Consider the following 25027-nt stretch of genomic DNA (forward strand, 5'->3'; position numbering starts at 1 on the left):
GACCCAAAAGCACTGTAGAGCTAGTTAAAGTCCTTCTTCATGGGTGCAAGAAGTCGCTTAATCAGACTATTGACCACCGCAGCTAATGTAACAAAGGTAATCACTGGTAACGCAATCCATAGAACAGGATGAAGCGTCACGGGCAATTCAAAGCCAAAAGTCATTAAACTCGCCACGCTTAGCTCAGCACCCAGTGCAGCAATACTGCCAGCGACAAGTGCCATGATGCCGTATTCACACCAAATCGTGTTTAGAATGCGACTTTTGCTAGCACCTAACGTTCGATACAAGCGGATCTCTTGTTGACGCTGAGATAAGCTCAAACGCAGTAACGTGAAGATCAGAAGCAATCCTGCTACAACGCCAAGGCCCGCTAATACAGTGATCGACCATACGATCTGCTTGAGCAACTCTTGGATCTTACTTCCCATCTTACGAATATCCATCAAGCTAACTGTTGGATGGTTACGAGAGAGCTGACTCAACATTTCATCGTGTTGTTCTTGCAATCTAAAGCTTACTAACCAAGTCGATGGGATTGAACTCAGGACATCCGGTGTAAAGATAAAGTAGAAATTTGGCTTCATTTCACGCCACTCTACTTCACGGATAGTATTTACCTTGGCATCAAAACGCTGACTGTTAATCGTAAATGAAAGCTCGTCACCAATTTTAAGAGCGAGTTGATCAGCCACCTCCGATTCAACAGAAACACCATTCTCCGAAGTCCATTGCCCAGCAACCACTTCGTTGTATTCAGGGAGAGATTCGCCCCAAGTAAAGTTGATTTCGCGGCTTAGCGCATCAGTGTCTCCCGCGTTTTCACTGTACTCACCCGCTTCAACGCCATTAATCGTCGTTAGACGACCACGGATTATCGGAAAAGCTTGTGTACGCTCTACGTTGTTTGCATCAATCGCTTCGAGATAAGCCTCTTTCTCATAATCTGCGATATTAAGCGCAAACGCGTTTGGAGCGTTCTCAGGGAGCGTCTGCTGCCAATCAGAAAGCAAATCACTGCGCACGAGCCAGATGATAGAGAGCAGCATCAAAGATAACGAGAGAGCGCCAAACTGAATACCCGTTGCAACAGGCGTGCGATTGATGCGGCTGATCGCTAAGCGCATGGCGGTCGAAACGCGAAGTTTACCAATCAATCTCAATACCAGGATACTCACCAGCGCAAGCACTGCAAATAGCGCAACGATACCGCCAAGGACAATCCACACCAGCAAGTTATTACCATACATCAGCAGCATTGGTACGACTGGCACTAACAACAGTAGGTAACGCTTACTGCTATTCTGCCCCTGGTGACTAGATTGAATGACACTAATAGCAGATGTATTGACTAGCCCTAGTAGAGGGATACCCAAAGCCGGAACACCAATGAGTACACTGGTAAGTACAGACAGCAATATTGGTTGATAGCCGTAGCTTGGTAGTGGATTTGGAAGCAAGTCTCCTAGTGGTATACGCAGCAAAAACTCGAGTCCGATACCAATCGCAATACCAAAGACAACACCAATAACCATCAACATCAGAACTTGAATCGATAGCCAATGGATAACCCACTGTTTACTTGCCCCTAAGCTCTTAAGCATAGCAATCGTCTTTTGTCGGCTTGCAACGTAGTGCTGACAAGTGAGAACCAATGTGGTTGCCGCCATGATAACAACAATCGCAACAGTCAAAGATAGGTATTGAGTCGTTTTGTCGAACATTTCATTGGTGCGACTCGCGCTGTCTTGATTACGCCAGCGGTCACTTGGTGTGAGTTCGACAGAATCTTGAATCGCTTGAAGATCACTCTCCTCACCATTTAAGAACAAACGGAAACTGACACGACTGCCTGGTTGAATCGCACCCGTTGCGTCGATATCGCTACTGTGGATTAGCACAGCAGGCATTTGTTGGAATGGGTTAAAGCTCAACCCCGGCTCTTGAGTAATACGCCCTGTAATCGTCAGGTCGGCATCTCCAATCGTGACATTGTCACCGATATTAACTTCTAGTTGAGAGAAAATTCGTTCATCAAGCCACAATTCACCTGGCTTAACGTTGGTTTGCTGTGCATCTGCGCTCTCCAGAAACATCTCACCGCGCAATGGGTAGTTACTCTCGACCGCTTTTACTGTAACCAACTGCATACCATTGTCACTAAAAGCCATAGTAGAGAAGCGAGTCAGTTCGCTTTTGTCGAGATTCTTATCCGCGACCAATTCAAGAAGTGGTTCAGGAAGTGGGTTTGCAGAAATAAAGACACTATCAGCGGTCAGCGCATCTTTCCCCTGTTTAACGATAACCTGCTCCATTCGCTCGGCTAACGCAGACAGAGCGAAGACACAGGCGATGATTAAAGTGAGTGCAATGGAAACAGGCCACAATTGACCATGGCGTATCTCTTCAATACTCCAACTGAAGAGTCGTTTGTTCAATCCTTTCGAATGGCTCACTCTACACCTCCGTGATTTGACCAAGGTGCATTTTCAGGGTGCGCTGGCAGCGTTGTGCAAGTTTAGGGTCGTGAGTCACCAGAACTAAGGTTGTACCGTGAGAAGCGTTAAGCTCAAACAGTAGCTCCACAATCTTTGCTGCAGTCTGTTGGTCTAGGTTGCCTGTTGGTTCATCAGCAAACAAAATTTTAGGTTTAATCATAAATGCACGTGCAAGTGCCACGCGTTGCTGCTCACCGCCAGAAAGCTGCGATGGCAGATGGTCGACACGGTCTTTAAGCCCAACAGACTCTAAAAGCTCAGTCGCACGTTCAATATCTTCTTCTTCGCCTTTTAGTAAGCATGGCAAAGTGACGTTCTGCAGAGCAGACAAGCTCGGAATCAATAGAAAACTTTGGAAAACAAATCCAACCGATTCACTGCGAATTTGAGCTCGCTGTTCATCGTCGAGTTGAGAAAGAGGTTTGTTGAGAAGATGGATTTCACCAGAACTTGGAACATCGAGCCCCGCAAGCAGTGTCATTAAAGTCGATTTACCCGCGCCAGACGTACCAACAATAGCGACGGTTTCTCCTTCAACAATATCGATGTCAACCTTCTCTAAGATTGTCAATTGTTCTTGATTAGTAGACACTGTCTTCGAAACAGATTCAGCTTTTATTATGGATGTATGCATGACTCGACTAATTTCCTTTTTGATTTTTATACTTTTTTCCACAACAACACTTGCGCAAAACCAGACAATCTTAGTACTTGGTGACAGTTTAAGTGCTGGCTACAACATGGATATCAAACAGAGCTGGCCAACCTTACTCCCTGACGCTCTATCTGAATACGATAAAGAAGTCACTGTTATTAACGGCAGTATTTCTGGTGATACCACAGGTAATGGCTTGTCTCGTTTACCGCAATTATTGACTGAACACACTCCAGACACAGTGCTCATCGAACTAGGTGCCAACGACGGTCTTCGCGGCTTTCCACCTAAAGTGATCGAACAAAACCTTGTAAAGATCATCGAACAGATCCGAGCGTCCGGTGCAGAGCCAGTCATGATGCAGATACGTATCCCACCTAATTACGGCAAACGTTACAACGAACAGTTTGAGTACGTATTTACCTCGTTATCTGATCAGCAAAAAGTGCCTCTACTACCGTTCTTCCTAGAGCATATCATTCTGAAGCCTGAATGGATGATGAACGACGGACTGCACCCTAAGCCTGAAGCGCAACCTTGGATTGCGGACTTTGTCGCCGAGAAATTATACCAGTATCTTTAGCTTTTAATGGTCTAGCTCAATCTTTTTTACATAGCTTTACGTTAACGTGAGTTCATAACAGCGTTAAGTGTAAGGTTATTTATGATAATAAAACCCGTTATAAAGGGTGTCGTTGCCAAAAATGCGCACCCCCTAGGCTGCCAACAAGCGGTCAAACAACAAATTGAATTCGTAAAAAGTGCCCCGCAGATAAAAAATGGACCTAAGCGTGTATTGATTATTGGGGCATCATCAGGCTTCGGCCTTGCCGCCAGAATAGCCCTCACCTTTGGCGGAGCGCAGGCCGACACGATCGGTGTATCTTTTGAACGTGGTCCTAATGAGAAATCCCTAGGCAGCGCCGGCTGGTACAACAATATCTATTTCAAGCAGGAAGCCAAACGTGAAGGTCGCAAAGCGATAAACATCGTTGGTGATGCTTTCTCCAAAGAAACTCGCTCACAAGTCGTTGAAGCCATTGAAACGTACTTCGAAGGCGAAGTTGATCTAATCATCTACAGCCTTGCTGCTGGTGTACGCCCTAAAGCCAATACTGACGAGTTCTGGCGCTCTGCTATTAAGCCAATCGGCCAAAGCGTCACAGGAAACACCATTTCTCTTGAAGACGACAGCTGGAACACCACCACACTGGAAGCCGCGACGGAAGAAGAAGCCGAAAGCACGCTCAAAGTCATGGGTGGTGAAGATTGGAGCCAATGGGTCGATGAACTGATTAACTCCGAATCCATTGCAGAAGGATGTAAAACCATCGCCTTCTCTTATGTGGGTCCTGAAGTAACACATCCTATTTACCTTGATGGCACTTTAGGTCGTGCGAAGATCGACCTTCATCAAGCGAGCCATGCGCTTAACCTCGAAATGGCGAACTTTAGCGGGGGCGCATACGCGACTGTTTGTAAAGCACTAGTCACCAAAGCAAGTGTCTTCATCCCGGGTTTAAGTCCTTATCTACTGGCGCTTTATCAGGTAATGAAAGAGAAAGGCACGCATGAGACGTGTATCCAGCAAATGCAACGCCTATTCAGCACTAAGCTCTACGGACAAGATAAGGTTCCACTCGATGGTGAGCGTTTGATTCGAATGGATGACTGGGAGTTAGAGCCAGAAACTCAATCTCATGTTTCAGAGCTTCTTCAAGCAATGAACGAAACCAACTTTGCCCAAATTGGTGATTATGCTGGTTTCAAACAGGAGTTCATGCAACTCAACGGTTTTGAGTACTCAGGAATTGATTACACTCAGCCTTTGAAAACAGAAGATTTTATAAATCTCAAGCCATAATGTCTTTGTTTCTCAGGTATGAGACTTAGATTCAGTTTTGAAAGCCTCTAGCAAATTGCTGAGGCTTTTTTATGTAACCTACCTATACTCAAATTAACAGTTTCATTACATCTCTAGGTGCATATAACATCGACAGGGAGACGAGATCACAGGAAGTGGTTCGTCTGGTGACAATGACATGGAGTCTTATGAAAAAGATCAAAACGCTCGATTTAGACATTCCCAGTGACATGAAAGTCGGATGGCAAAACATCGTAGACTTACTGGCGAACATAACGCACGTACCCGCAGCACTAATCATGCGAGTACACCCCTCCTCAATTGAAGTTTTTTCAACCAGTAAGTCCAATGGCAATCCATACAAAGTTGGAGACTCTGAAGAGTTAGGGCACGGTCTTTACTGCGAGACGGTAATGAAGTCGAACAGTCGATTGGTTGTTCCCGATGCGACTAAAGACCCTGCATGGAAAAATAATCCTGATGTCGAACTGGGGATGATCTCATATTGTGGTATCCCTCTGCTTTGGCCCAACGGTGAGGTATTCGGCACTATCTGTATTCTCGATAGCAAAGAGAACCACTACACACCAACTTACATCCAACTACTTGAGAGCTTTAAACTATCTATTGAGTCGCAGCTCCAGACGCTCTATCAAAATGCCAAACTTTCTAAGTTGAATAAAGAGCTAAAATCTAGAGTCCATACGCGTACCCAAGACCTGGCGAGCCTTAACTACTCACTTAACCTTGAGATCGACAAACGCAAAGCCGCTGAGCAGAAGATCAATTACCAAAAGAATCACGACCTAGGCACGGGCTTTCTTAACCGCAATGCATTCGAATCTCGATTAAACCTGCGCATGTCCAATGAGCTCAAGTTAAACAACCAGGCTTTTGCTGTTGTACATATAGGGTTTACCAACGGCAGACGAATTCAAGCTCGTTATGGCTATCAAGCTTTCGATGATGTGTTAGTCGAGTATCGACGCAAGCTATCGACGATTGAAGGTATCGAAGTTCTGACAGGAAGGCCCACCTCGGTGGACTTAGCCCTCGCATACACGACAGAAGGGTTACATTCGCATCTAGACACACTTTGCGAACAACTGGTTCAAGTTGGGCACTCCGAGTTTTCAATAGGCAGAGACAAAATTCATCTACACGCGTTTATCGGCTTATCTATAACTGAGTGTGAAGACAACGCAGAAACAGCCCTCAAAAAAGCCTCTGCCGCCATGTTGGCCTGTAAAGACTCAGGACAGAAGTACTGCTTTTATTCGCAAGCGTACAACGACGATCAAATCCACCTTAATAAGATTGAAGGTTATCTGCTTCAAGCGGTGCGCAATGACGACCTTATGCTCTACTTCCAACCGAAAGTGTCACCAATGACACATAAGTGGGTTGGAGCTGAAGCACTTCTTCGCTGGCGTCACCCTGTTCTTGGTGATATTTCCAATGAAACCCTTATTCATATGGCAGAGCAAAACGGGTTGATCTTTGAAGTCGGAAACTTTGTGCTTCGCTCGGCCATAGAAAAAGCCAAAGAGTGGTCTGAGTATGTTGACGACTTTAAGATGGCAATAAATGTTTCGGCGGTACAATTAAAGAACGTTCAGTTCTATGAACAAATCGTCCACCTGCTTGAAACCTATCACCTACCTGCTCGATTCCTTGAGCTAGAAGTGACTGAGAGTGGTTTAATTGCCGATGAGGTTATTGCCAAGAATACATTAGAATCATTGCATGACCTAGGTGTGACATTGTCACTTGATGACTTTGGTACTGGCTACGCATCCTTTGGATATCTCAAGAAGTTTCCATTTGATGCTATTAAAGTAGATAAAAGCTTCATCGACCAAATGCATAACTCTGAAGACGATACTGAAATCGTTCGCTCTATTGTTCAAATTGCCAAAAAGCTCGACCTCCAAGTAGCGATTGAAGGTATAGAGAACGAAGAACAAGAACAGTTCATCATTCAAGAAGGGTGCGATATTGGGCAAGGATACCTCTACGGTAAGCCGATGACATGCCAAGAGTTCGAACATAGCTTAGCTGACCAAAACTACCCAAACAGCAGTCGATACGCCTAATTGGATCATTTACTCACCAATCCAAGCTCACATGGGAAGATTAGTGACGTAAATTATCGATACTTTGCAATTTACTCCGACTTTCCCTTTACTCTATAGGTGGTGATTTTTATAATCGCCGCCTTTCTATTTGTATCTTTCTCCAATTAAGGCATTTCTCGTTATGGATCAGTTGACTGCAAAGCTCAAAAAGCTCGAAAAACAAAACTACCGTGCATATCAACAAATCAAGGGTCAATACGACTTTGCTGACTTTGAACTTCACATCGATCACATTCAAGGTGACCCGTATGCGTCCCCTTCTCGCTTTCGCGCTACGCGCGCTTGGTCGCTGACGGGTTTAGAGTGGCTGAAAGGCAAATCACACGTATATCAAATCGCGGCACGTGACTTTATTGCGCGTAGCTTTGCGGAATTTGCTAAGCAAGAATCAAGCATTTCGATCGCGTTGACTGGTCAAACGGTTCTTGATAGCACAGCGGTACTATTCACTGAGTACGGTATAGAAATCCGTTTCCGCATTAACCTGCCAGCTGATGGTCGTAGTATTCTAGCTAAGAAAGCAAACAACATTATTACGTTCTACCTACCTAAGTTTATTCGTCGTGCAACACTAGAACGGGAACTAGACTTTGACGCGCTGATTGAACACTGCCAAACCATCGAAGATCAAGAAGCACTTCGCTCGCAACTTGATGAACATAACCTAGCAGCTTTCGTTTCCAACGGTAGTGTTTTGCCACGTATTGCCGGTAACTGTGACCTCCCAATGAAAGATGCTGTCGCGTTTGAGGCTCCTGAATCTCTCTCTGTGACACTAAAGACACCTAATCGTGGTGAAGTAAAAGGCCTAGGTATTCCTAAAGGTATTACTCTGATTGTGGGTGGTGGCTTCCACGGTAAATCAACACTGCTTAATGCCGTTGAGCGCTCTATCTACAACCACATTCCAGGCGATGGTCGTGAAGGTATTGTTACCGCGCTAGATACAATGAAGATTCGTGCAGAAGATGGTCGTTGTGTTCATAGCTTGAACCTATCGAACTACATCAATCACCTACCAATGCAGAAAGACACTTCAGACTTTACGACTCAAGATGCTTCTGGTTCAACATCTCAAGCAGCATGGCTGCAAGAGTCTATTGAAGCAGGCGTACAAACGCTACTGATCGATGAAGATACCTCTGCAACCAACTTTATGATCCGCGATGAGCGTATGCAGGCGCTAGTTGCGAAAGGTGACGAGCCAATTACGCCACTTGTTGATCGTATTGGTCAGCTGCGTGATGAAATGAACGTTTCTACCATTGTTGTTATGGGTGGTTCTGGTGATTATCTGGACGTTGCAGACACGGTTATCCAAATGCACGACTACCAAGCAGTAGATGTGACTGAAAAAGCGAAAGAAGTGATTGCGCAGCACCCTACTCAACGTCACAACGAGTGTGAAACAGCACTTGAAATGTTCGTACCACGCTCACTAAACCGTGCCTCTCTAATGAACATTCTGTCTGATGGTAAATTCCGAGTGAACGCAAAAGGCAAAGATTCACTGCGCTTTGGCAAAGAGTTCACCGATTTATCAGCACTTGAACAACTAGAGTCTGCATCAGAAGTTAACGCGATTGGTTGGGCATGGTTCCAGTTTGCTCAACTACCAGGTTGGTCAAACAACCCAGCGAAAGAGTTTAACGCTATGCTGGATAAAGACTGGCACGCGAACATGCCTAACTACGGTGATCTAGCGAAGCCAAGAACTCTCGATATCATGGCTGCTTTGAACCGTATGCGTAAGTCTCAGTTCAAGCCATCTAATTAATTCGCTAACTGGCTGACCGATTCAGTGATTTTTAATCACTAAGCTCAGTAAAAAATAGTGCGTTCAACGCACTATTTTTTTATCTATAACATATTAATGTCTTAAGACATTCCACGCTTCACACAAGACTCGAAACTGATCACTATTCCCATCTTCTCTATCAGGGTGCCAACGCAATGCGAGTTTTCTCCAGCGCTTGCGAATTTCAGCTGGTGATGCATCCATTGGCAATTCAAACAATGAGAGCGCTTTGCCTCTGTCCATGTCACCAATATCTTCTCCACCGACGAACTTACGATAGCGAGTCCAAAACTCATTCAATAGTCTTTTCACCTCACCCTCATCGGCTTCGTAATTTTCCCAATGCACGTAATAATCTCGCAAAGGATCTTCTGGATCGATTGCATGTCCATTGGCGTAATAGCGGCCATGCATCAGTTCAATATCCATCGCCTGTACCTGTAACCAGCTCTCAGGAAACAAAGTCTCTTGTAACTGATACAAAGCGTTCATGATTAAAAAATTCTTCTTAAACAGATCCTTTTCTGGTTTCGGGTCCAAGATAGGAACTAAACCGAGATCGTTTAGATGCGTCGCAAGCGTATGAACCTTCCAGCCCCGAGGTTGCTTCTTCAGTACTTCCATGATCGGCCAAAGCAATGGATTTTCCATGTGAGTCTGAAAAGGTGCACTCACGTCTTGTTGTTCTAACATAGTATGGAGCCAGTTTTATAATGCAGATTGGTTCATATATATATTGAAAGCCATCATTGCTGATTTGTCGAGGCTTGAACCAAAAGTTTCAACGGTTGAGCCCAATAATACTCAATCAATAACTCTTTGAAATTGAAATGCTAGTCAAAAAGTTAGCCGTTATTAAAATACAAAAAAGCCAGCGAACTGCTGGCTTTAAACTTGTTATGGAATCAGGTTTGCTTAGATAACACCTAGCTCGCGTAGACGTTCCATTAGGTATTCATTCGCTGTGTACTTTTCAGACAACACCACTTCTGGCTTAGGGTGTAGGAAAAGAGGCAATGAAATGCGAGACTTCTCTTGGCGCTCACCTGTTGGGTTAATTACACGGTGCGTAGTCGATGGGAAGTAACCACCTGAAGCTTCTTGAAGCATGTCACCGATGTTAATGATCAGGTTACCGAAATCACAAGGCACATCTAGCCATTGGTCGTCTTTAGTTTTCACTTGTAGACCAGGCTCGTTCGCAGCAGGAAGAACCGTTAGTAGGTTGATGTCTTCATGAGCAGCAGCGCGGATTGCACCTGGCTCTTCATCACCCTGCATTGGTGGGTAATGTAAAACACGAAGCAGAGTTTGCTCACTACCGTTAATCATTTCAGATAGTGCTACAGAGAACTTCTCTTGTACTTCTTTTGGAGCGTGAGCTTCAACCCAACCCAATAGCTCTTGAGCAAATGCGTTTGCGCGCGCATAGTAATCTAAGATCTGCTCTTTTAGCTGCTCAGGGATTTGACCCCAAGGGTAAACGTGAAAATACTCTTTAATGTCTTTAACGCTGTGTCCTTTAGCGACTTCTGAAACAGAAGGTGGAAAGTATCCGTCTTGTGTATCAACATTAAACTGAAAATCATTCTTCTCTTCTGTCATGAAGAATTGGTACCAATTTTCATAGATAGATTCTACGAGTTCTTTAGGGATCGGATGGTTCTTTAGAACACCGAAGCCGGTTTCACGTAGTGAGCGAACAAATTGCTCTGCTGCATCGTCAGCAAGATAATCGACAGTTTCCAGTTTCATGGCTTTCTTTCTAGTTATGTATGTAGTGAACGGGGATTTTAGGGGGCGCTTTGTCGTAAATCAAACTTTTGTGAAACTCTAGCAATCGTTTGTCTAGATACTGGGCGTTAACCCGCTTTTTCAACATATTTTGTAAAGTGAAAATCAATTGTACAGTGTTCAATATTATGACAACATACTCAATTATTGACGAGGACCACTTATGACCACCACGACTGAACCTTTGCCCACTGCTCTGAGCCGTAATCGCTCTCTCTTAATACTGTCTTCAGCCTATCTAGCCGTTTTTCTATTTTCTGCAATCGAACCCTCATCAAGAGCAGTTTGGATAGCAGAGATTATTCCAGCCATTGGCATTTTGGCGGGCATCTGGTGGTTTTCACGCAAATTAACCTTCTCAAACACTGCATATGTTTTGATGTTTATCTGGTTAGCTCTTCACACGATCGGCGCCAAATATACCTTCGCAGTAGTACCTTTTGATTGGTTTAATCAGCTGATTGGCTCTGAGCGTAATAACTTCGACCGTGTTGCTCACTTCTCTATCGGGCTATACGCCTACCCACTGGCTGAATACCTGATTCGCAAGAAGCTATCGTCACCGATTATCGCAGTTTGGTTCTCTCTATTTGCGATCATGAGTGTGGCAGCCGGTTATGAAATCATTGAGTGGTGGTACGCGGAATTGGCTGGTGGCGATGAAGGCATCGCATTTTTAGGCTCGCAAGGTGACATTTGGGACGCTCAAAAAGACATGCTGTGTGACACATCAGGCGCTATCGTTGCGCTGATAATCATGAAGCTACAAGGCCGAATAAGTAAGCCAAAAGCATAGATGTCATCAAGCAGGCTTTGATAATTCAAACTAAAACAAAGGAGCACTTCATAGTGCTCCTTTGTGTTTTCTATCTCTTACTTCATAGTGACCTTTCCGCCTATCATCTTAAACGCAGGTGTTCCTCTCACTAAGGTATCTCTGGCGAATTCAATCTGACAGCCGGGACAATGGCATGACGTTGTTGTGTAGTCTTCAACGATTCTCTCTTTAAAGCATTTTACCAACGCTCCTTTTCCACCTTTTCGGTACTTGAAGAGCTGCGTCTTACACTTAGCACAGAATATCTGAACCGTTTTGCTTGGTTGTTTCTTGTTAGGTTTAGCCATAAATGATTGGGATTAACTGTTTTTGGGAGCAAAGATTACCGCTGCGATACCGACAAAGATAATGCCGGATGCAATAACAAACTGTAGCGTGATGGGTTCGGATAAGAATACAACACCACCGAGAGTCGCAATGATGGGCACACTTAACTGCGCCACAGATGCCGTCAATGTACTGAGTTTTTTGACCACTTGATACCAGAGCGTGTAGCCCATTGCAGATGCAAAAACACCAGACAATAGAGCATAAGTGACACCAGAGCTATCCATAAACATCGAGTCAGGCATCAGTTTATTGAATGAAACCACGATAAGCAGCACAAGAGATGCCAGCCCAGCATAGCTAAAATTGATCATGGTAGCGTGCAATGGATCATTCACTTTACGCCCTGCTAACGTATAACACCCCCAACTTATGCCTGCCAACATCATGAGCAGCGCAGCTTTGAAATCCAAAGCGTGTTGTTGGTTATCAGGCCAAAGAAGTATAACTAAACCACTAATTGCAATCGCACAACCAAACCACTCTAGTAACGACATGCCTCTTGCTTGAATCAAGTGCGCCACCACCATAGTCAGTTGAACCATCGCAAACAAGATTAAGGCGCCTAAACCAGCTCCGAGCGCGACATACGCATAAGAAAAACCAAACATATAGACGAGCAAAGCGCCAATTGAAATTGGACTGCCCTTCCATGTCGTTGGTTGAATACTTTCTCCACCAGCCGGCTTCTGTTTTGAGCGATTCACAACCCAGTAAATTAGTATTAACGTGATTGCACCGGAGACAATACGAATCAAGGAGAAGCTCAAAGGGTCGATACTATTGTCCGCAAGTGCCCATCGACACAGTACGGAGTTAGCAGCAAAAGCAATGAGTGTAACGAGCGTTAGAAAAACAGTAGACATAGTGTGCCTTTAACTAAGGTCCGGCTTATTCCAAACCTGACTAAAATCGAACCAACCTAACGCATTACACTTGGCATTTTGCAGGGTTCCGCACTGATCTTTGTTCACACCTAACCAGCAGTGAAACATGGGGATCAATTGATTGCTGTGAACCAGTTTCTTGCCAAGCTGACGAGCTGGGAATGTTTCGTAATCACCAGCACGCCACTGCTCCACCATAGTGCACCACTGATCAAATTCATCTAACGGGCTCGACTCTTCAATAAAGCTATAATCCATCAACCAACCAACCAGTGCGTCATCGCGATTATTGGCGATTCCCATCGGATTAATCCAAATATCGACATCATCTGCGTGTGGCGGATCCATGTCGTAACCAAACAGCTCAACTCCGACACCATATTGTTTTAGCACGGCTTCAATAGCGTGTGCCAAGGTTGGAAACATTGGATGTTGGCGCTGAAAGGCAATCTTAATTACTGGCTTTGTTGAAGATTGCGGACAAACAGGAGGAGCGAGTTTTACATCGTACCAACCCGGCTTGAGCCCATATGCGTGTAGCACGCCAAGATCAATGACTGTCTCTTTGGGAATATGGGTAAACAGGTCAGCAGCATTTAACGCGTTAGAAAGAAACTCTGCCCAGAGTGGATTTTTGGCAATGCCCTTCTGACGGTTAAGCAATAGATAGGTACAACCCGGATCCAACTCAACCTCATCACTATCACCACGATCAGCCATCACAGGCTTTGATAGGCTCGGATAAACCATAGAGGAATAAGCTTCATCGACTACCCAGACTTCCACTCTATCGATCAGTGGTCGGAAACCAAAATATCCATCAAAGGCATGAAGGATCAATTGTTGATCATCGTTCTTTTCAACGCGATAAGGTCCGGTACCAATCGGACGAATATCATAGTCATCACCGCGCAAGCTTACAGGTAGAGTGACTTTTGCAATCGACTCGGTCAGAGCTAGAGGAAAATACTTATCTGGACGAGTCAGGTAGACATCAACCACACAGTTAGCGGGAGATTCCACGCGCTTGATATGCGAGAACATGTTTAAGCTCTCTAAGGAATCGAGTGTCTCAACAATATGGCTGGTTTGAAGCAACTCTCCATTATGAAAACGAACACCCGGACGGATGAAGAAACGCCAATGGTCGTCTTGAACCTTCTGCCACGAATGAGCAAGGTCCGGTTGAAGCTGGTCGTTATCATCCAGCCTTGTTAAACCGCTGAACACCTGACGCGCAATGTGTTGCTCTGAACGACGCATAGATTTCGCAGGGTTAAGCATTGATAGAGGGCGGTAATACGGTAGACGAATAACCTGCTCGCCTTCTTGATATTGCACACCTAAATAGTTCTGTATCACTTGGGTGAGCTTAGCCGCATCTCTATCTAGCACATTCAGTGCTTGTCCGATTTTCCCGTCTTCAAGATAACGACGTGCAAGGGTTTCACTCACATCGTTTCTGTTCTGTTTGAAGATCAGCTTAGACTGTTTTCCCCTACCCGCAGCGGGTTGCCACTCAATCCAGTTCTCTTCTTCGAGCTTGTTCAGAACCATCCGCGCATTTCGACGCGTACAACAAAGTACGTCGGTAATGTCATCTAATTGGACTTCTGAGTCTTTACCATCAAAGTACTCAAACAAGGTTTCAAACTGGACTCGTAATCTTGGGCTGCTCATAAAGAGGAAATATCAACTAATTAGAATTGGTTTCAGTTTCCTTATTTTAGTCACTGAAATCAACAGATACCTAATGAATTTACAAGGTATTGTCTTAAACGTTATGTATCAAAAAGGAGCTCCATTGAGAGCCCCTTAGTGTCTTATCAGTGAGTTATCAAGAAATATTGAAGATACTTAATGAATATCGCAGCCAATTTCATTTGCGATATCTCTTAACTGCTGTTCGTCATCTAGCTTAATCGACCATTTGCACTCTGACCCGTTGGCAGAGACGACGTTTGCCCCTTTTCCGATCAATTGAATCGCATCAACTTGCGCTTGCAATGTAACGCGGTGCTCTCCGTCTAATCGAACAACCAGCTCATGAGGTGTGGCAATGATCTTTCCACCACTGAATGTAATAACCATAAATACTCTAATTAACTTAAGTGACTAACGTTTGTGTTTTTTCACTGCAATGGTTAAGCGACTAGAGCAGACCAAGCGCTCACGCTCATCGGTAATATTAATCTGCCAAACCTGGGTCGAAGCGCCTAAGTGAATCGGCTCTGCCTTACCAATCACATGACCTTCGCGCATTGAACGCACGTGGTTGGCATTGATATCTAATCCAACACAAAAGTACCCATCTGATACACAGAAATTCGCAGCTAAAGAACCCAAAGTTTCCGCTAAAACAACCGATGCGCCCCCATGAAGCATACCAAGCGGCTGATGAGTAAAATGACAAACGGGCATGGTCGCAACCAAAGAGTTGTCGTTCACCTCTGTGTATACGATATTGAGGTGTTCGATTAAGGTATTCTTAGATGTCGCATTGATGATGTCGAGGTCTATGGGCTTTTTCCAGATAGACATATCATGTTCCTATTCATTGTTATAATTATGGGTAAGTCGTGATTGTTATCGCTCAGCTATTAGCTATCACGCAAGTTGATGTTAACATGCATAAAAACGGCAATACACAGAGGATAATGTATGACGTCATGGATGAAGCTCGCTTCACTTCTTACTCTTGCTGGTATCACAGCATGTAGCTCTTCTCCTACAGGGCGAAACCAGATCTTGCTGTTCTCAGACCAAGATATGTCGCAGCTCGGTGCTCAATCATTTGAGCAGATGAAGCAACAGCAAAAAATCAGTCAAGATGCCAAAACAAACGCTTACGTTCAGTGCGTGACCAACAGCATCACCAAACACATTCCTAAACAAGGCTTTGACGAGTGGGAAGTCGTTGTTTTCGAAAGTGACCAAGTTAACGCGTTCGCTCTTCCCGGCGGAAAAATCGGCGTATACACAGGTCTATTAAAGGTTGCTGTTAACCAAGATCAACTCGCAACAGTGATTGGCCATGAGATCGCACACGTCATCGCCGACCATAGTAATGAACGTCTTTCTCAAACACAACTTGCCAATACTGGGTTGTCGATAACCAGTGCCGCCCTTGGTGCTTCCGAATACGCTCAATATCAAGGGATGACTATGGCAGCGCTCGGTTTAGGAGTTCAATACGGTGTGATTCTTCCTTACGGACGTACCCAAGAGTCAGAAGCTGACATTGTGGGCTTGAGATACATGGCAGATGCAGGCTTCGACCCGAACCAAAGTGTCAATTTGTGGCAGAACATGGCCAAGGCGTCGGGCGGAAACCAACCTCCAGAGTTGCTCTCTACTCACCCTTCACACAGCACTCGTATTCAAGATCTCCGTGCAACAATCACCACTTTGCCTCAATCTAATGCACAGAGACCAAATTGTAAGGTCTAAGCACATAGTCAGAAACAAAGCGAAAGCCCTAGGATCTACAACCTAGGGCTTTTCTATTGGAGTACTAAGGCAAGCCGTTCACTCGATTAGGTACCTAGAATTTGTAACGGTAAACTCAGTAGTTGATCGCCTGTTGATGCAAAATACCAAATAACACCGATTAGCCCGCTTACCAAGCCAACATACCAAACTGCTGAAATGATCTGACCATAGCGATCAAGTGGTAAAAGATGACTATGGTGGCGTCCTCTCCATTCAATCAGAATTTCTATACTCCCCATAATCAACAAGAAACCAAACAAGGTTAAATTGAGCTGATAACTCAATATCACACCACCAACCGCTGCAGAAGCACACAAAATAATGCCCAATAGACTGTTCATCGAAAAGCTGATGCTTTTAAGCACGTGGCCGCCATCGAGAGGCAAGATTGGTAGCAGGTTGAATAAGTTGAGTAGAGCATTGAACACGGCGAGACCCGCGAAGAACATCTCTCCTGTCACCCAATATAACACCGTAAAAATCAGGGATAGAATCAGACCAAAGAACGGCCCCATAATGGAGATAACCACATCTTGCCAACGCGTGTTGATCTTCTCATCAGACAACGCGAGACCACCTAAAAATGGGATCAGGTAGATTCCTTTTGTTTTCATGCCAAAGTATTTCATCGCACGAATATGGCCGTATTCATGAAACATAAGGCACGCTATTAATGCCAAGGCAAATTGAATTGAGAAAAGCCAAGAGTACGCCGCTAAACTTGCGGAAGCCAAAACCACTTTGATCAACTTGGCGCTCTTTAGGGCTTTCATACCTAGAGAAACTAAACCAATCAGACTAAAACGCTTTTCTGCCTTAGGTGCAATTTCTGGTACTTGCTGTTCAATGTCTTTGGTATTGCGAGCGCCTTGGCTAACCACCTCATCATTCACCGTAGCGCGATATTCCATATCAAACGGTTGCCATTGGACTTTAACATCCAACTGGCAAGTCAGAACTTGCTCACCGGCTTGAAGCTGAAATTGATGCGTACGTGAATCTTCCGCTTCTGATGTTGCATCAAGTTGAGAGACCAAGGTGTTATTCCAAAACAACTGTTGCCAACCGGCCATCGAGCCTTCTAGACGAAGCGTTTTCCCTAGGAAATCTACTGCGAGTAACTGCAATTTGTTATCCAAAATTAATGATTAAACAAGTGGTGCGTATTATGCCCAGTTCAGCGATTCCGGTAAACAGATTCAGATATGTTAAAAAATATACAATTTCTTTCTTATCGTTCAGTTAATGCTCAAAAATGCTCTGGTCACACCTCTTACCTTGGATAATGCATTGATAGTATTTATATAATCAATGTTAGAGTCCCGCATCTAATAAATATAACTTCACAAAATATTTGTTCTTCCTTTGACTTTTCGTAAAACATAACCTTAACATATGCTTAACATTTAGCATGGTCGCTCATGTTTGTTTTCACGTATAAGAAAGAAATAAATGCCCTAGGAGGGTTTAAATGAAAACAGTACAACGCTCTCTCGTTTCACTGTCAGTGCTGGTCGCTTGTAACTCTTTAGCTGCCGGATTCCAAGTTGCAGAACACTCAGCATCAGGTTTGGGACGTTCATTTTCAGGCGAAGGTGCCGTGGCAGATAACGCCAGCGTATTAGCACGTAACCCTGCCGCCATGACCCTTTTTGATAAAGCACAATTTTCAGGCGCAGTGTCTATCGTTGACCCGGAAGTTAATGTTACGCAAAACGACGTACCCGGTTCAGGTGGGCAAAGCCAATCGTCGGATGACGTTGCACCACTGCAAATCGTACCGGCGGCTTACTACATCAGCCCGATAAATGACAAATGGGCTTGGGGTATCGGCATGTTCACTAACTACGGTGTTGCAACCGATTATCCAGATGATATTTATGCCGGTGATCTTGCAGGTGATACAGCGCTAGTGTCTGTCAACCTCAACCCTAACCTTGCTTATCGTGTAAACGAGCAAATAAGCGTTGGTGGCGGCGTCAATGTCGTCTATGCACATGCGGAATTAAACCGACATGAAGGTGCTATTTCTAACATCACAGGTAACCCTGCATCTCAAAAATTAATTCAGATGACAGGTGAAACATTCGCTTTCGGTTGGAATATCGGCGGCCTATATGAACTTAACGAGAACAACCGCTTCTCGATAGCTTACCGCTCTGAAGTAGACCTTGACTTTGATGATGGTGAGTTCACCGATTATACAGGTGGTATCGTACAAGGCAGCGCGACCAAAACAACAGGTCGACTTCAAATCACCCTACCTTCGATCATCGAAGTTTCAGCGTTCCATCAGTTGAATGACCAATGGGCAGTCCACTATGGTTGGCAACAGACACACTGGAGCAGCTTTAAAGAACTTAAAGCAACAAGCCCTGATTGTAATGACGGTGTTGCTGGGCAATGTTTCCAAAAGTCAGAAAAATACGACGACAACAATCGCTACTCTTTAGGTGCGACTTACACACTTAACCAACAGTGGACACTTCGTGCAGGTTTTGCCTACGACGAGCAAGCTGGTGAAGCAACTCTAAGTATCCCTGATAGTGATCGTTATTGGTATAGCGCAGGCCTGACTTACGCTATCAATCCAGACCTAACTCTTGATGCAGGCTTTGCGATTGTTCAGAGTAAAGAAGGTGACTTCACCGAAACTAACAAATTAGGCCAAGACCTTTCATTCAGCGCGGAAGGTACAGCTTACCTATCTGCCGTTCAACTAAACTACACCTTCAACTAATGGAATGATGCTATGAAAAAGTTATTTAAAGTTTCAGTCTTGGCGTCAGCCATTATTCTTGCTGGCTGTGGCGACGATACATCCAGCTCAGGTGCTTCAACGACACCGCAATACGAACAACACATTCAAGACTCGTTAGCTCAAGCGACGAACATTAAGTTCCATCTGTCAGGGGCAAACACCTCGGTTCCCCTACCTAGCTTTGCTTTAATGGATAGTACTGATGGCACTTTAGGATTACCGACAAGTGGCAACGATGCGCTAACCAATCCACTAGCAGCAATGAACACTATGGATGGTTGGTCAACGTCAATGCCAATCATTATGAACTTTGAAGGCGCAGGCTTAGCCGACGGCGCTGCTGCAGCAGGTGTCTACCTACTTAAACTTAGCGGTTCATTAACTTCTGCAACAGCACCTACTGTCACACAAGTACTGACACTAGGCACTGATTTCAATGTGTTATCTAGCGCCGCGTCGGACACGTTTACGATCGTGTTTAATGACTCTCTAGATGCATCAAGTGAATACGTGTTGGCTCTGTCTAACGAATTGACAGACGTTAATGGCGATCCAGTTGGCATGTCAGCAAGCTATGCTGCGCTAAAATCAATGACCACCACCTACACAGAAGGTAGCTTGGCTCAAGCGCAACAAGTCACGCGCGGTGTAGAACAAATTTTTGCCGGCGCCAATGCCGCAGGTGCGATTACACTTGATACGCAAGACATCATCTATTCAACTTGGTTTACTACCCAATCTGTCGGTGACACGCTATTCGCTACTAAAGGCGCCACGGCAACGGGCCTAGGCGGTACCGGGCTCAATGATGTATGGAAAGGAAGTGCTAAAGCTGATGGCGTAGACCTATCGACGGCATATGGAATGCAGTTTGTTTCGACGAAAGAATTTACCGCTGCACTAGACGAAGATTCGGATTTTGACAAGTACATTGGCGGTGACGACGCTACAGCGATTGCTAGAGCGAAAGGCGCGATCAACACAATGTACACTGCTTCAGGAGCCAGTGTAGACGTCAGTGAAGGCTTTGTGCAACTGCCGCATTATCTAGAAAAAGGTGCAGCGAACTGGAACTCTCAGCCATTCGAATCAGCGATGCCGAGCCTAGCTAAAGTCTCTGGTGCCTTGGGTAATAGTGCAGAACAAGCCAATATGGTTGCACAACTTATGGCGGCTGGCATTGATCCTACTCTACTCGCTACGAGCCAAACTGAACAACTTAAACTTATAGGCTTAGATTTAACGCTAGTAGACGGCACTCCACTTGATAGTGAAAGAGTCATCACTAAGTACTCGCCAGTACCACAAGTTAAATCTTTAGAGACTGTTGAGTTTCTGCTGTTCACACCAAATGGCTCAGATCCAACAAATGTCGTGATTTATCAACACGGTATTACGTCAGCTAAAGAAAATGCTTATGCTTTTGCTTATAACTTGGCGCAAGCGGGTTTAGCAGTATTGGCTATCGATTTACCGATTCATGGTACTCGTAGCTTAGACGATTTACGTTCCGCGAACAAAAACGTACTTGCATATTTGAACCTAACCAACTTACCGGTAGCACGCGATAATGTACGTCAAAGTGCTCTCGACGTAATGGGCTTACGTGCATCTCTTGCTGTGTCATCACAAGCTAATTTGTTAGGTGCATCACCGCTAAAAGGCTTCGACCTAGCCACAGGATCTCAAGTTAAGTTCTTGGGGCATTCGTTAGGTGGTATTGTGGGCACTACTGCAGTCGCCTCATCTAATCGTACACTAGGTAGCGCAACAGCTGACGCATTGTACAACTTTAGTGCTGCGGCGATTGAAAACTCTGGCGGACAGATTTCCAACCTTCTTCTTGGTTCTACTGAGTTTGGTCCACAAATCAAGCACAATGTAGCATTAGGCTCATCATCAGAATATGTGGCATTTGCTACGGCAGCTTGTGGAAGTTTGACAGATAAGCAGTGTTACGAAACTTTCGAACAAGGCGCGACAGCTGTTCAAAAAGCACAGATGGAAGCGGCGTTTCAACAGTTTGCGTATGCTGCACAAACTCTGTTAGACACGATCGACCCGTTTACTAATGCCGATCATTTGCTAAATGCAGGTTCACCTGTACTTCCTGTTTACATGGGCCAAGCACAAGACGATGACACTGTGCCGAACTCAGTAGCTACAGCTCCATTTGCCGGAACAACACCACTAGCAACAAAACTTGGTTTAAAAGTAGTTGACGCGAGTAGTGTAACACCAGATGGCGTTAAAGATTTTGTGAAGTTCAATAACACAGCGGCGCACAGCACCTTTGTTATCCCACAAGATGACACGCAACTACCACCTTTGGATGCAGCTCATCATGCGGCGATGCAAACTCAAGCAGTGGATTTCCTACTTGATAACAAATTAGATGCTGTTTCAAATGCAGCTTCAGTTTTAGAGTAACATTAAGTCTAACCTTAACCCATAATGCCAGCCTAACCGCTGGCATTTTTATTGGGAACTCTCCTACTTCGTCTTTCAGAAAATCGTTTGCATATAGAATTTATGCACTTCGATTGATCTCAGCTAAAATTAATCAAGACAGAATACCGTACGAGGCCTTTCATTCTATTAAATAAAGTGGATAATAGCCCCGTAAATTAACACCTAATAAATGTGAGTCCATTATGTCTTCTGAAGCAACTATGCTAGAACGCTGCCAATCTAAATGTGAACTATGTGGTTCTGATTCTTCTCTTACTGCATACGCAGTACCACCACACAGCCACGTTACGGTAGACCACGGCATCATGGTATGTGACAAGTGTCTTGGTGAGATTGACGATCCTAAAGACATCAACCACTGGCGTTGTCTAACAGACAGCATGTGGAGCCAAGAGCCACCTGTACAAGTAACAGCATGGCGCCAACTAACGCGTCTAAACACAGAAAGCTGGGCGCAAGACGCACTAGACATGATGTACATGGAAGAAGAGACTTCTGTTTGGGCTCAAATCGGCATGTCTGCTGATGATAAGCCTCTTGATTGCAACGGCGTTGAACTGAAAAAAGGTGACGACGTAACGGTAATCAAGGACCTGCCAGTTAAAGGTACTAACCAAGTAATCAAGCAAGGTACAGTTATCCGCGGTATCAGCGTTGGTGACGACCCTAAACTGGTTTCTGGTAAAACAAACGGTGGCCAGTCTATGTACGTGATCGCTGAGTTCTGCCGTAAGAAGTAATCGCTTCAATCAAAAACTCAAAAAGGCGCTCATCGAGCGCCTTTTTAGTATCAAAACCTAGCTATTTTTCAGCCACACATCTTTGTTTTGTGCTGCTTTTTTCTTCTTTTTCTTCTTACCCGTTCCCGCTGGTGGCGCGACTGGTTTAAGTGCTGCGATCAGTTCTGCAACAGCTTCTTCATCCACTTCAAAGCCTTCTACTTGCTCTCGCTCAAGACGAATCTTGTTCTTCTTCTCAATGATCTTGAAGTGGTGGTAGTCTTCATGGTCGATCAAAGACAGCGCCAAACCAACCTCTCCTGCACGACCACTTCGGCCGATACGGTGCATATAGTCTGATGGGCTACGCGGTAGATCGAAGTTAATCACAACTGGTAGCTTTTCAATGTCTAGACCACGAGCCGCAATATCAGTCGCAATAAGTACGTCGATTTCACCCAGCTTAAAGTCTTCTAGAATGCGTGTACGGGAGCCCTGACCTTTATCACCGTGAAAGACTTCCGCGATAATACCGCGCTTGTACAGTTTATCCGCTAGGTGCTCACAGCCATTTTTTGAGTTGACAAAAATTAGAGCTTGTCGCCATTGGTTCTCTTTGATCAAATGCGCAAGTAAAGCGGTCTTACGTCCCTTCTCGACTTCAAATACACGCTGAACAAGCGTGCTTGCATTCGCGCTTTGTAGTTGAACCTCAAGCGGTTCGTTAAGTAGTTCTTCAGTCAGCGCTTGTACTTGTTCTGGGAACGTCGCAGAGAAAAGCAAAGTCTGTTTTTTAGTAGGTAACAGCTTACGAATAGCATCTAGCTCTTCGGTAAAGCCAAGACTCAGCATTCGGTCAGCTTCATCGAGGATCAGCGTTTTTACACGATCCAATTTAACTGCGTTGCTAGAGACCAAATCAAGTAGTCGACCCGGTGTCGCAACAAGAATATCAGCACCACCACGTAGGGCTTGCATCTGGCGATTTACTGATACACCACCAAATACACAAACCGTTTTAATCGCACCATTAAAATGCACAGCGTATGACTTTACGCTGTCTGATACTTGCTTTGCCAATTCTCGGGTTGGAACCAAGATAAGTCCTGAAACATGGTTTCCTTTTCCACGGCTTACCGGGCTTTCATGATAAACCTGTTGTAAAAGCGGCAGAGCAAAGGCTGCAGTTTTACCAGAACCCGTATTTGCACCTGCAATAAGATCATGGCCTTGTAACACACTCGGAATCACTTGTGCTTGAATAGGCGTGGGTTGCTGGTACTCAAGCTCAGTTAAGCGAGAAACAAGTGGCGAGATTAAACCAAGCTCTGAGAAGTTGGCTGCTGTTGTGGTATCAGTCATTAATAGAAGAGACTCAATGATAAAATAGAGCGCGCTATACTAGCGCATTTAAGCCTCTTTCCGTACTGATTTCCTTGTAATTACCTAAATCCAAGCTCAACTAAAGCGAGGCATCAGGTAAATCTTATTAAATGGAGCTTTGAGCTCTACCAACTCATCATTGATTAAACCATCCAGCGACGGTTTGTTCCGGTTGATAGGAGTTGGGCTTGGTGAGCCATACCGCTACCGCATCCGGCTTAACGACAAGTGGACTAAAATCAATATCAAACTCCCAACTGGATTCACCACGTTGAAAGCCGTTATAAACCACCACAAAGTCATGTTCGAGCTCTCTGCCACGATTCTCGCCTGCTTTCACTTGAGTTACTTGGTTCATCGCAAGCAGCACGATATGAGCAACATAGTCGCCATCCCCTTCGTAATTCACTTTAAAGGTATTGTCCGAGCGGTTTAGGCTCAAAGCGGGCTTATCGGTTTGCTGCATCGAAGGTAATGTGCGATCAAGCCAATTAAAGTAGCCACGCCACTCTTTACCATCGACCACAAAGCCTGGTGTATAAACGCTGCTTACAACTCCATAAGCTTTATACAAACGTTGTTTTTGACTAAACGCTTGGCTAGCGAATTTGTCACTCCAACCTAGATAGTTCCAATAGTCGACATGGTATGCAAGTGGGATTACCTCTTGCCAGAGTTCTGGGTGGGTTTCGAGCTTACTTAGATACTCATCAGCCGGAGGACAACTCGAGCAGCCTTCTGATGTGAATAACTCGATAATTTGAGCAGGTTGGCCTTTATGCTCCCAACTTTCAGCAAGAATAGGCGTTGAACATAGTGCAAGCGGTATGCCTAGCCAATGACTTTTGCAGATACGACTCATAACGACTCCTTTCCTGATCTTTCTTTTCTCATGTGCATTAAGTGCACCAAGTTATAGATAAGACCGAGTCGTCATTAATTTCCTTTCAGACACAAAAAAGCCAGCTACATGAGCTGGCTTTCATCAATTCTTATCTCGCAAGATTAACGGTAGATACCAATATCTTTTTGCATGTGACCAGAAAGGTCGCTTGCGTAGTAGCTGCGAGGAGTGTTATCAACGAACAGAATATCGATGATGTGTGCAATCAGTCCTTTGAAGTTAACCGCGTAGGTCTTCTTATCCATAGAGTTTGGAACAGCGATAGTATTCATTTGCATTGCTTGAGCCATGATTGCCTCTCTATAAATTTTTTAAGTGTTTCGTCTTGTTGGTGTGAATAATAGGCGATTATTTGCAGGTTAAAAAATGACAAAAACTAGAGGTTCGGATAAGTTTTTCTAATAAAACAAACCATTAACAACCGTATAGAATACGCACTCACACAAAGTGAATTTAAATTCAAAATTACGCTTAAAAGTTGAATTTAGTACAAATTA

At 44.6% G+C, this 25027-nt stretch carries 22 protein-coding genes; 9 read left to right on the forward strand and 13 right to left on the reverse strand.

Going from position 1 to position 25027, the window contains the following annotated elements; translation table 11 throughout:
* Positions 1-20: 20 nt before the first annotated feature.
* The gene (locus tag FIV04_RS22330) at positions 21-2456 is read right to left on the reverse strand and encodes an ABC transporter permease (protein WP_152470598.1); all 2436 of its coding nucleotides are present in this window, start codon (positions 2454-2456) and stop codon (positions 21-23) included.
* A gap of 1 nt (position 2457) precedes the next feature.
* The gene (locus FIV04_RS22335) at positions 2458-3132 is read right to left on the reverse strand and encodes an ABC transporter ATP-binding protein (protein WP_152470599.1); all 675 of its coding nucleotides are present in this window, start codon (positions 3130-3132) and stop codon (positions 2458-2460) included.
* On the opposite strand from FIV04_RS22335, the gene FIV04_RS22340 reads away from it, so the two are divergent.
* The 4 genes from FIV04_RS22340 to FIV04_RS22355 all read left to right on the forward strand — a co-directional run bounded on the left by FIV04_RS22340 (position 3131) and on the right by FIV04_RS22355 (position 8932).
* Complete coding sequence (locus FIV04_RS22340) at positions 3131-3736, forward strand: arylesterase (protein WP_152470600.1); 606 nt, start codon at positions 3131-3133, stop codon at positions 3734-3736. The genes FIV04_RS22335 and FIV04_RS22340 overlap by 2 nt on opposite strands.
* An 81-nt stretch (positions 3737-3817) precedes the next feature.
* Positions 3818-5017: an enoyl-ACP reductase FabV gene (gene fabV, locus FIV04_RS22345; protein WP_152470601.1), complete on the forward strand. Its 1200-nt coding sequence runs from the start codon at positions 3818-3820 to the stop codon at positions 5015-5017.
* A 188-nt stretch (positions 5018-5205) separates the two neighbouring features.
* Complete coding sequence (locus FIV04_RS22350; protein WP_152470602.1) at positions 5206-7113, forward strand: GGDEF and EAL domain-containing protein; 1908 nt, start codon at positions 5206-5208, stop codon at positions 7111-7113.
* Positions 7114-7276: 163 nt separating this feature from the next.
* Positions 7277-8932 (forward strand): ABC-ATPase domain-containing protein, encoded by a 1656-nt coding sequence (locus tag FIV04_RS22355; RefSeq protein WP_152470603.1) that lies wholly within the window; start codon positions 7277-7279, stop codon positions 8930-8932.
* A 93-nt stretch (positions 8933-9025) separates the two neighbouring features.
* Here FIV04_RS22355 and FIV04_RS22360 read toward each other — a convergent pair whose 3' ends face one another.
* Together FIV04_RS22360 and FIV04_RS22365 are read right to left on the reverse strand one after the other, a co-directional pair.
* Positions 9026-9646, reverse strand: a complete 621-nt coding sequence (locus FIV04_RS22360; protein WP_032552563.1) for a DNA-J related domain-containing protein — start codon at positions 9644-9646, stop codon at positions 9026-9028.
* Positions 9647-9868: 222 nt separating this feature from the next.
* Positions 9869-10708: an isopenicillin N synthase family oxygenase gene (locus FIV04_RS22365; protein ID WP_032552564.1), complete on the reverse strand. Its 840-nt coding sequence runs from the start codon at positions 10706-10708 to the stop codon at positions 9869-9871.
* Positions 10709-10910: 202 nt separating this feature from the next.
* Between FIV04_RS22365 and FIV04_RS22370 the strand changes: the two genes are divergently transcribed.
* Positions 10911-11543: a DUF2238 domain-containing protein gene (locus FIV04_RS22370; protein ID WP_152470604.1), complete on the forward strand. Its 633-nt coding sequence runs from the start codon at positions 10911-10913 to the stop codon at positions 11541-11543.
* A 77-nt stretch (positions 11544-11620) separates the two neighbouring features.
* Here the strand turns inward: FIV04_RS22370 and FIV04_RS22375 are convergent, their stop codons facing one another.
* The 5 genes from FIV04_RS22375 to FIV04_RS22395 all read right to left on the reverse strand — a co-directional run bounded on the left by FIV04_RS22375 (position 11621) and on the right by FIV04_RS22395 (position 15340).
* Positions 11621-11872, reverse strand: a complete 252-nt coding sequence (locus FIV04_RS22375) for a hypothetical protein (RefSeq protein WP_152470605.1) — start codon at positions 11870-11872, stop codon at positions 11621-11623.
* Between the two features lie 12 nt (positions 11873-11884).
* On the reverse strand, positions 11885-12778 hold the full coding sequence (locus FIV04_RS22380; protein WP_152470606.1) for a DMT family transporter: 894 nt from the start codon (positions 12776-12778) through the stop codon (positions 11885-11887).
* Between the two features lie 9 nt (positions 12779-12787).
* Positions 12788-14479, reverse strand: a complete 1692-nt coding sequence (locus FIV04_RS22385) for an SgrR family transcriptional regulator (RefSeq protein WP_152470607.1) — start codon at positions 14477-14479, stop codon at positions 12788-12790.
* 177 nt (positions 14480-14656) lie between these two features.
* On the reverse strand, positions 14657-14890 hold the full coding sequence (locus tag FIV04_RS22390) for a DUF3389 domain-containing protein (protein ID WP_150896422.1): 234 nt from the start codon (positions 14888-14890) through the stop codon (positions 14657-14659).
* 24 nt (positions 14891-14914) lie between these two features.
* Positions 14915-15340, reverse strand: a complete 426-nt coding sequence (locus tag FIV04_RS22395) for a hotdog fold thioesterase (protein ID WP_032552569.1) — start codon at positions 15338-15340, stop codon at positions 14915-14917.
* Between the two features lie 120 nt (positions 15341-15460).
* Here FIV04_RS22395 and FIV04_RS22400 point away from each other — a divergent pair, with 120 nt between their 5' ends.
* On the forward strand, positions 15461-16249 hold the full coding sequence (locus FIV04_RS22400) for a M48 family metallopeptidase (protein ID WP_152470608.1): 789 nt from the start codon (positions 15461-15463) through the stop codon (positions 16247-16249).
* Positions 16250-16335: 86 nt separating this feature from the next.
* Here FIV04_RS22400 and FIV04_RS22405 read toward each other — a convergent pair whose 3' ends face one another.
* Positions 16336-17418 carry a site-2 protease family protein gene (locus FIV04_RS22405; protein ID WP_152470609.1) on the reverse strand — a complete coding sequence of 361 codons (1083 nt, stop codon included), beginning with the start codon at positions 17416-17418 and terminating at the stop codon, positions 16336-16338.
* Positions 17419-17762: 344 nt separating this feature from the next.
* On the opposite strand from FIV04_RS22405, the gene FIV04_RS22410 reads away from it, so the two are divergent.
* From FIV04_RS22410 to FIV04_RS22420, 3 genes are all read left to right on the forward strand, one after another.
* The gene (locus FIV04_RS22410) at positions 17763-19031 is read left to right on the forward strand and encodes a porin (RefSeq protein WP_152470610.1); all 1269 of its coding nucleotides are present in this window, start codon (positions 17763-17765) and stop codon (positions 19029-19031) included.
* Between the two features lie 12 nt (positions 19032-19043).
* The gene (locus FIV04_RS22415; RefSeq protein WP_152470611.1) at positions 19044-21482 is read left to right on the forward strand and encodes a VolA/Pla-1 family phospholipase; all 2439 of its coding nucleotides are present in this window, start codon (positions 19044-19046) and stop codon (positions 21480-21482) included.
* Positions 21483-21706: 224 nt separating this feature from the next.
* Positions 21707-22264 carry a PhnA domain-containing protein gene (locus FIV04_RS22420; protein WP_032552574.1) on the forward strand — a complete coding sequence of 186 codons (558 nt, stop codon included), beginning with the start codon at positions 21707-21709 and terminating at the stop codon, positions 22262-22264.
* Positions 22265-22321: 57 nt separating this feature from the next.
* Here FIV04_RS22420 and FIV04_RS22425 read toward each other — a convergent pair whose 3' ends face one another.
* From FIV04_RS22425 to FIV04_RS22435, 3 genes are all read right to left on the reverse strand, one after another.
* Positions 22322-23605, reverse strand: coding sequence for a DEAD/DEAH box helicase (locus FIV04_RS22425; protein WP_152470612.1), 1284 nt, complete (start codon positions 23603-23605; stop codon positions 22322-22324).
* Positions 23606-23762: 157 nt separating this feature from the next.
* Positions 23763-24488 (reverse strand): DUF1223 domain-containing protein, encoded by a 726-nt coding sequence (locus FIV04_RS22430; protein ID WP_032552576.1) that lies wholly within the window; start codon positions 24486-24488, stop codon positions 23763-23765.
* Between the two features lie 143 nt (positions 24489-24631).
* Complete coding sequence (locus FIV04_RS22435; RefSeq protein WP_032552577.1) at positions 24632-24820, reverse strand: hypothetical protein; 189 nt, start codon at positions 24818-24820, stop codon at positions 24632-24634.
* Positions 24821-25027: the final 207 nt, after the last annotated feature.

The sequence above is a fragment of the Vibrio sp. THAF190c genome (assembly GCF_009363355.1).
Taxonomy (GTDB): Bacteria; Pseudomonadota; Gammaproteobacteria; order Enterobacterales; family Vibrionaceae; genus Vibrio; species Vibrio fortis_A.

Excerpts from the sequence above, each read along its gene's own strand:
- FIV04_RS22340 (WP_152470600.1), top strand. The coding sequence starts at position 3,131 with ATGACTCGACTAATTTCCTTTTTGATTTTTATACTTTTTTCCACAACA.
- FIV04_RS22335 (WP_152470599.1), bottom strand. The coding sequence starts at position 3,132 with ATGCATACATCCATAATAAAAGCTGAATCTGTTTCGAAGACAGTGTCT.
- fabV (WP_152470601.1), top strand. The coding sequence starts at position 3,818 with ATGATAATAAAACCCGTTATAAAGGGTGTCGTTGCCAAAAATGCGCAC.
- FIV04_RS22350 (WP_152470602.1), top strand. The coding sequence starts at position 5,206 with ATGAAAAAGATCAAAACGCTCGATTTAGACATTCCCAGTGACATGAAA.
- FIV04_RS22355 (WP_152470603.1), top strand. The coding sequence starts at position 7,277 with ATGGATCAGTTGACTGCAAAGCTCAAAAAGCTCGAAAAACAAAACTAC.
- FIV04_RS22360 (WP_032552563.1), bottom strand. The coding sequence starts at position 9,646 with ATGTTAGAACAACAAGACGTGAGTGCACCTTTTCAGACTCACATGGAA.
- FIV04_RS22365 (WP_032552564.1), bottom strand. The coding sequence starts at position 10,708 with ATGAAACTGGAAACTGTCGATTATCTTGCTGACGATGCAGCAGAGCAA.
- FIV04_RS22370 (WP_152470604.1), top strand. The coding sequence starts at position 10,911 with ATGACCACCACGACTGAACCTTTGCCCACTGCTCTGAGCCGTAATCGC.
- FIV04_RS22375 (WP_152470605.1), bottom strand. The coding sequence starts at position 11,872 with ATGGCTAAACCTAACAAGAAACAACCAAGCAAAACGGTTCAGATATTC.
- FIV04_RS22380 (WP_152470606.1), bottom strand. The coding sequence starts at position 12,778 with ATGTCTACTGTTTTTCTAACGCTCGTTACACTCATTGCTTTTGCTGCT.
- FIV04_RS22385 (WP_152470607.1), bottom strand. The coding sequence starts at position 14,479 with ATGAGCAGCCCAAGATTACGAGTCCAGTTTGAAACCTTGTTTGAGTAC.
- FIV04_RS22390 (WP_150896422.1), bottom strand. The coding sequence starts at position 14,890 with ATGGTTATTACATTCAGTGGTGGAAAGATCATTGCCACACCTCATGAG.
- FIV04_RS22395 (WP_032552569.1), bottom strand. The coding sequence starts at position 15,340 with ATGTCTATCTGGAAAAAGCCCATAGACCTCGACATCATCAATGCGACA.
- FIV04_RS22400 (WP_152470608.1), top strand. The coding sequence starts at position 15,461 with ATGACGTCATGGATGAAGCTCGCTTCACTTCTTACTCTTGCTGGTATC.
- FIV04_RS22410 (WP_152470610.1), top strand. The coding sequence starts at position 17,763 with ATGAAAACAGTACAACGCTCTCTCGTTTCACTGTCAGTGCTGGTCGCT.
- FIV04_RS22415 (WP_152470611.1), top strand. The coding sequence starts at position 19,044 with ATGAAAAAGTTATTTAAAGTTTCAGTCTTGGCGTCAGCCATTATTCTT.
- FIV04_RS22420 (WP_032552574.1), top strand. The coding sequence starts at position 21,707 with ATGTCTTCTGAAGCAACTATGCTAGAACGCTGCCAATCTAAATGTGAA.
- FIV04_RS22425 (WP_152470612.1), bottom strand. The coding sequence starts at position 23,605 with ATGACTGATACCACAACAGCAGCCAACTTCTCAGAGCTTGGTTTAATC.
- FIV04_RS22430 (WP_032552576.1), bottom strand. The coding sequence starts at position 24,488 with ATGAGTCGTATCTGCAAAAGTCATTGGCTAGGCATACCGCTTGCACTA.
- FIV04_RS22435 (WP_032552577.1), bottom strand. The coding sequence starts at position 24,820 with ATGGCTCAAGCAATGCAAATGAATACTATCGCTGTTCCAAACTCTATG.